Origin of the sequence: Mesorhizobium sp. M7A.F.Ca.CA.004.04.2.1 (genome assembly GCF_004022825.1) — a bacterium.
GTDB lineage: Bacteria > Pseudomonadota > Alphaproteobacteria > Rhizobiales > Rhizobiaceae > Mesorhizobium.
Genome location: NZ_RZPH01000295.1, coordinates 1 through 5,361, shown reverse-complemented (window position 1 = coordinate 5,361; position 5,361 = coordinate 1). Strand labels below are relative to the sequence as shown.

Annotated in this window: 5 protein-coding genes; all 5 read left to right on the top strand. The window is 64.7% G+C overall.

Annotated elements, in window-relative coordinates:
• The coding region (locus EN893_RS15090) for an ATP-binding protein (protein WP_245490837.1) at positions 1 to 978 on the top strand (978 nt) is incomplete at its 5' end.
• A 578-nt stretch (positions 979 to 1,556) separates the two neighbouring features.
• Positions 1,557 to 2,723, top strand: coding sequence for an acyltransferase (locus tag EN893_RS15085; RefSeq protein WP_127271106.1), 1,167 nt, complete (start codon positions 1,557 to 1,559; stop codon positions 2,721 to 2,723).
• Positions 2,720 to 3,826, top strand: a complete 1,107-nt coding sequence (locus EN893_RS15080; RefSeq protein ID WP_127271104.1) for a glycosyltransferase — start codon at positions 2,720 to 2,722, stop codon at positions 3,824 to 3,826. The genes EN893_RS15085 and EN893_RS15080 overlap by 4 nt, the downstream gene beginning before the upstream one ends.
• 4 nt (positions 3,827 to 3,830) lie before the next feature.
• Positions 3,831 to 4,865, top strand: a complete 1,035-nt coding sequence (locus EN893_RS15075) for a glycosyltransferase (protein ID WP_127271102.1) — start codon at positions 3,831 to 3,833, stop codon at positions 4,863 to 4,865.
• Between the two features lie 9 nt (positions 4,866 to 4,874).
• The coding region (locus EN893_RS15070; RefSeq protein WP_245490836.1) for an ABC transporter transmembrane domain-containing protein at positions 4,875 to 5,361 on the top strand (487 nt) is incomplete at its 3' end.

The window sequence follows — 5,361 nt, the reverse complement described above, 5'->3', positions numbered from 1 at the left end:
CGCCGCCGTGGCCTCGGCTTTCCGGCGGTCGTCAACGAGAAGGCGGACGAGCCCGGCCAGATCGCATCGATGCACCTGCCTGACAGCCGCTGGGCGATCATGGAGGTGCCGCACCTCAAGCCGCCGCGTCGCGAATGGCTGGTTCTGGCCGGCTGGATCTCGCTGATCGTCGCCGGCGCCACGGCGGTGTCGGTCTATTTCACCTCGGTGCTGATCCGCCCGCTCGAGATGCTGGAGGCCGCCGTCTCCAAGATCGGATCGGACGGCGTGCTGGCGGCGGTGCCGGAAGTGGGCTCGGCCGAGGTCAAGGCCACCGCGCATGCGCTGAACCAACTCTCGTCGCGGCTGCGGACCGCCATGGAAAGCCGCATGCGGCTGGTCGCCGCCGCCGGCCATGATCTGCGAACGCCGATGACGCGCATGCGGCTGCGCGCCGAATTCCTCGACGACGAACGCGACAAATGGCTTCACGACCTCGACGAACTCGACCGCATCGCCGACAGCGCCATCCGTCTGGTGCGCGAAGAGGTGAACCAGGACGCCGTCGAACCGGTCGACCTGGCAAAGACGGTGCGCGATATCGAAGCCGAGATGGCATCGCTCGGCCATGCCGTGTCGATCGGGCACCTGGACAAGGTTTGCGTGCGGGCCGGCGCGCTTGGCCTGCGCCGCGCCTTGCGCAACCTGATCGTCAACGCCGCCACCCATGGCAAGGCGTGCCGCATCGACCTGGCCGCAGCCGACAATCGCGCCGTGCTGACCATATCTGACCATGGCCCGGGCATACCCACGGAACTCCTGAACAAGGCGTTCGAGCCCTTCTTCCGCGTCAACCCCGGCCGCCTGCAATCCGTCCCCGGAGCCGGTCTTGGCCTCGCCATCGCCAAGGAGATCATCGAGCGCTACGGGGGCACGGTAACGCTGGAAAACCGCCCGGGCGGCGGGCTGGAACAGACGGTGGTGTTCGACGCGGTGTAACGGTTAGCGGTCAGCCGAGTAATCGGCGTTGACGAAAAAACAGAGACGATGCTGCACCGCGCAAAGCCAATGTTCCAAATCATATCTCCACGGAGCCAGGACCGAACCCATATAGCCAAACTATAGATTCCAAAATTTCTTGCGACTTCACAAAGAACTAGGCTCTCAAGCCAAGAGCTCCCCTCAATCAACCGGGGCGGGAATATCGGCACAATTTAAACGCCAAGGTTTAATTCTGAGGAAACTCGCCAGAAATGGCGAGAACCGGCCGGTTTTGTCAATTTTTAGCACTTGCTCACATAAGTATTTCAGCCGGGTAGATATTTTGTGTTGCGCTGCACAATGCCGTAGCCGAACGATGTCCTGGGGGGACTCGTTTGCGACTGGACATACGCCGTGGAGGATTCCGCCAGGTTGACCAGCTTGAGTTGTCCGTCCGTCGATTTCGAGCCCGGCCCGGCCGTGCTCGCAATGCGCGGATTTGCGGGTGCCTTGGCGGGTCTCGTCCGCCTTAGCCTGCCGCTCGAAGCGGCCGGCTGGCGGCCTCATCGCGGATATCACGCCGGCGGAAGCCGCTGATGGGAAGCGCCCGTGACATCCAACTTGATGCGTTGAGAGCTATCGCCGTAACGATGGTGTTGTATTCCCATTTCTTCGCGGAGGGACCTTCGTTCTGGGGCCATATCGGTGTGCGGCTGTTCTTCGTGCTGAGCGGCTTCCTGATCACGCGCCTGCTCCTGGAGGCGCGCTCGGCCACCGAATTCGAAACCGGCCCGGCGCTGCGCTCCTTCTACATCCGGCGGATGTTGCGGATATTCCCGCCCTATTTTGCCGTCCTGGGTTTCGTCTGGCTGGTCGACCTGGATCAGTCCAGGGGGTCGCTGGTCTGGCATGCGCTTTATCTGTCGAACTTCTGGTATGCGCTGCACAATAACTGGAACCCTTGGGTGCTGGGCCATTTCTGGAGCCTGAGCATCGAGGAGCAGTTCTATCTTGCCTGGCCGCTGGTCGTCCTGCTGGCCCCACGCCGCCGCTTCGAGGCCATCTGCATCGCCGTCATCGCGCTGTCGCTGGCCTATCGCTTCTATTGGCCGATCACCGCCACGCCGACGCTGACGCGCGACCTGCTGCCGCCGGCATCCATGGATGCGCTGGCGTCGGGCGCGCTGCTTGCCTGCTGGCATTTTAGGGGCGCCGGCCTGCCGCACTGGATGCGGCTGGGCTGGCCTGCCTTCGCGGCCGCATTCCTTGTCATCGAGTGGTTAGTCCCGGAGCCCGCCGATCCGACACTGGAATGGGCCCGCTGGCTGCTGCGGGAAGTCCTGCCCCTGGTGCCGCTGATGGTCATCGTGGCAGCCTGTTCGCGCGGCCTTGGCGGCATCCTGGGCAGGCTTGCCGAAGTGCCGCCGCTGCTTGGCCTCGGCCGCATCAGCTACGGCGTCTATCTCTATCATCCGATATTGCTGTCGCTCGCAGTCAAGGCGCAGCCCTGGATTCCACTCAACGTCTCGGAGCAAGGGCCAGGGCGATTCCTGGTCGCGGGCGCCGCCACGATTGTCGCCGCCTGGATTTCCTGGGTGGTTTTCGAGAGGCCGCTCAACAGCCTGAAGCGCTACTTCCCCTATGTCGCGCGCACCCGCTCTGCACAGGGCAGCCATGATGGCTGGCTCGCGACGGCGGCCGTCGGACCGCCCGATGGCCGCACACCGGCGCTCGAACTCCAGCGCACGGATGCAAGACGATGACCGCCGCGCCGCTCGTCTCCGTCCTGTTGCCGGTCTACAATGCCGGCCCCTATCTCGCCGCCGCGCTGGGAAGCGTCCTGCGGCAGGATCACAGTCGCCTGGAGATCATCGCGATCGATGACGGCTCGACCGACAATTCGCTCGAGATACTCGAGCGATGCCAAAAGGCCGATAGCCGCATTTCGATCGTCTCGCGCGAAAACCGCGGCCTCGTCGCGACGCTCAACGAAGGGCTGGCGCTCGCCCGGGGCGAACTGGTCGCACGGATGGATGCCGACGACGTCGCCTATCCCTGGCGTCTGTCGCGCCAGGTGGCGCTGTTCGAGCGGCGGCCCGAACTGGGCTTCTGCGGCGCCGGCGTCGACATGTTGATCCGCGGCCGCATCGCCATCGGCAGGCCCGATCCGGTGTTCAAATTCGGCCGCATCCCTGTATTGGCGATGTTCTTCACGATCTTCATGCACCCGACGGTCGTCTACAACAGGAAGGTCATCGACGACAGCGTTCTCCACTACGACCCGATCTACAGGCACGCCGAGGATTTCGATCTTTTCAGGCGGCTGGCCGGCCGTTACCCGGCAGCCATGATGCCCGAAAACCTGGTCGTCTACCGCGTCCATGAGGCAAGCGTGACCAGCCGGCACGTCAAGGAGATGCGCAGGACGCATTTGCGCATCGTGGCCGAGAACCTTGAGCGCGAGGGCCTGGCGCAGGCCACGCGGGACCTGCGCGACATCGGCGATGCGGTCAGCCACGACACGGTCGCCCGTGCGGCCAGCTTCATCGTCGCGCTGGAGGAGGAAATCCGCTCGCTGCCGGCGGCGACGCGGCCGAGCTTCGAGGCTGGCGCGCTGAACCTGTTCTATTTCCTCTACCAGCTCGTCGCCGACGAAAAGCAGCCGGCGCTGACGCATGAATTGCTGACGCGGACCGCGAAATGGAACGCCATCCGGCGCCGCGAGCAATATGCGCTGCGGCCCGGCGCCTGGGCGCCCTGGCTCAGCCTCGCCTCGCTGTCGGCCGCCAGACAAGCCGATGCCATGGCGTACTTCTTCAAATCCGCGCCCGCCGCGGCGGTTCTGGCGTCTCATCGGTTGAGTTAAAGGCATGATCGTCAAAGCCCACCAAGCTCTGCAGCGCGATCGTTCGACGGCGCTTGACCCTGCCCCGACCGGTCGCGGCCGTGACCGATCGGCGCCGGAAGTCAGCTTCATCATCTGCACCCGCAACCGCGTCGCGGTGCTCGATGCCTGCATCAAGTCGGTGCAAGCCGCTTGCCGCGCACATGCCGGATTCGCCGCCGAACTCGTGGTCGTCGACAACGGTTCGAGCGACCGCACGGCCGAACGCCTGGCCAGCATCGCCGCTGCATCGGACATTCCGTTCACGCCCGTCTGCGAGCCGCGCCCCGGACTGGCGGCCGCGCGAAACGCCGGGCTGCGGCGCGCGCGCGGCCGTGTGCTGGTCTTCGTCGACGATGACTGCGCGGTCCATCGCGACTATCTGCGCGATCTGGAGCGACACTATGCGTCCGGGGAACAATGGCTCATCCGGGGCGGACGTGTCGAGCTTGGCGATGCCAGGGATTTGCCGTTCACCATCAAGCGGTCGTGGGCGCGCGAGCGGCTGACGCCGGATGTTCATCCCGGCGGTTTCGTGCTGGGCTGCAACATGACGATGCACCGCGATGTCGCGGCCCGCATCGGCTATTTCGACGAACGCTTCGGCGCCGGCGGACCATTGCGGTCGGCAGAGGATACCGATTACCTCGTGCGCGCGATGCTGCTCGGCATCGCGGTCGAGTATGTGCCTGATATGACGATATTCCATCATCACGGCCGGCGGGATCGCAAAGCCATCGAAAAGCTGCACCGCGACTACAGCCTGGGCAATGGCGGGCTCTGCCTGAAGCATGTTCGCCACGCGCCCTGGCTGCTTCGCCATTTCTACTGGGCCGCAAGAGGGGCTATCAGGGAATTGGCGGGAGGACCCGCCTTCGATCGTGAACTCAACCTGCCGCACTGGCCGATCGTCGCCATGAATTTGCTCGGCGCGGCCAGGTTCGCGGTTCTCCTGCTGGCCAGACGGCCGCGGGCCGAGCCGGTGCGGCAAGATCAGCAAGCCAATGCCCAGGCGAGGTGAAACGCTATAATGCCGATGCTGCCGCCAAGCCTGCCGATGCTGTTCCGGGCGTTCGGAAAGCGGCAACTGCGCCTGCTTCCGGCGGTGGTGGTACTCGGCCTGGTCAGCGCCGTCCTCGAAGGGTTCGGCATTGGCCTGATCATCCCGTTGCTGGGCATCATCATGGGACATGGGGATGCGGCCGGCATGGACGGCTTCTCCGCTGCCCTCCAGCATGTCGGATCGGGCCTGAGCGAGCGCGACCGGCTTGTGGTCATTTCGGTCGCCATCCTCGGCTCGATCGTCCTGAAGAACGTCTTCGCCTTCGCCAACACGCTGCTGACGACCTTCATCTCCGGCAAGGCAAGCCATTCCATCCGCAGCGCCTTGTCGGAGCAGCTGTTGCGGGTCGGCTACCCGTTCTTCCTGCGGCAAAGCCCCGGACGCCTGCTCAACATCATCTCCAACGAATCCTGGCGGGCCTCCGATGCGATCCAGATCATGCTGTCGGCCATCG

What these genes read in the sequence shown, in the direction of transcription:
- EN893_RS15080 (WP_127271104.1), top strand. Translation starts at nt 2,720, where the DNA reads ATGACCGCCGCGCCGCTCGTCTCCGTCCTGTTGCCGGTCTACAATGCC.
- EN893_RS15075 (WP_127271102.1), top strand. Translation starts at nt 3,831, where the DNA reads ATGATCGTCAAAGCCCACCAAGCTCTGCAGCGCGATCGTTCGACGGCG.
- EN893_RS15085 (WP_127271106.1), top strand. Translation starts at nt 1,557, where the DNA reads ATGGGAAGCGCCCGTGACATCCAACTTGATGCGTTGAGAGCTATCGCC.